Here is a 914-nt window from a genome sequence, read left to right as displayed (position 1 = left end):
TTATACCCTTCCCGGGTCAGTTCTCGGTGAAAATCAACATGTCAGGAGATACAGGCAGCGTTTCAGGAAGCGATAGGTGAGGTTCAGGGGGAGCGTCAGAAGCTTGCTCATATTATTAGTCAGTCCCGTCATCAGGACCGTCAGAACTGGTGGCTGTTAGGGGTGGGTCTTGCCTGTCTTGTTGTAGGGATCGGGTTGTCGCCTGTGCTGGCTTATCTCCTGCCTTCTTCTGTCGGGACGCGGGTGGCATCCTTTATCGTTGGGGAGAAAGATCGCTGGAACTCTGGGGCCATGATGATGGCGATCAGCAATCCTGAAGGCTGGCAACGTGTACGTGAGGACAGCCAGCTGGTTGAGACCAACAGAGACAGGATTGCAGCTTGCCAGAAAGCGGCATCGGGTCAGGAAAAAACTCAGAAACCCTGTATCATCACCGTTCCGGCACAACAGGAATAGTTTTGAGGGAATAAAAGCCGACAGCAGAATATGACGTGTCAAAGAAACCGGATTTCTTTGACGGATTATCCGGACGTGTTAGAAAAAACGCATATCGCTACCACGTTGGGATGTCATGTTAACGCCAACCTACCCTATTCGGCCTTTGCCGCCCCAGACGGAGATAGAAACGGTTCCGGTTCTCAAGGCGCTGGTCGAGGCCAATAAAGCTCTGGCGGAGCTGAAGGGGAGGGCGGCCACTATTCCCAATCAGGGGATCCTGATTGATACGCTGGCTTTGCAGGAAGCCAAAGCGTCTTCGGAAATCGAGAATATCGTCACCACCCAGGATGAACTTTTTCAGGCCGATCTGGGGTCGTTACATAGAACGGGCACAGATATACGCTTGGCCACAGTTTTTTGAAACAAATCTAAAAATTCCCATCTGTCGGGAAACATCTGATTGTGTTGAAAAAGTC

2 protein-coding genes are annotated in these 914 nt (G+C 51.1%); both read left to right on the top strand.

All coding sequences use genetic code 11. The annotated features are described in order from the left end of the window. Positions 1–48 precede the first annotated feature (48 nt). Positions 49–456, top strand: a complete 408-nt coding sequence (locus AD944_RS00210; protein WP_373317192.1) for a DUF6118 family protein — start codon at positions 49–51, stop codon at positions 454–456. Positions 457–571: 115 nt separating this feature from the next. Next, positions 572–859, top strand: a complete 288-nt coding sequence (locus AD944_RS00205) for a Fic/DOC family N-terminal domain-containing protein (RefSeq protein ID WP_236709187.1) — start codon at positions 572–574, stop codon at positions 857–859. The last annotated feature ends 55 nt before the right edge of the window (positions 860–914 follow it).

This window comes from Acetobacter tropicalis (assembly GCF_001580915.1).
In the GTDB taxonomy this organism is placed as follows: domain Bacteria; phylum Pseudomonadota; class Alphaproteobacteria; order Acetobacterales; family Acetobacteraceae; genus Acetobacter; species Acetobacter tropicalis.
The sequence above is the reverse complement of the archived record's forward strand: the minus strand, read 5'-3'. Positions and strand labels throughout refer to the sequence as shown.

What these genes read in the sequence shown, in the direction of transcription:
- AD944_RS00205 (WP_236709187.1), top strand. Translation starts at nt 572, where the DNA reads ATGTTAACGCCAACCTACCCTATTCGGCCTTTGCCGCCCCAGACGGAG.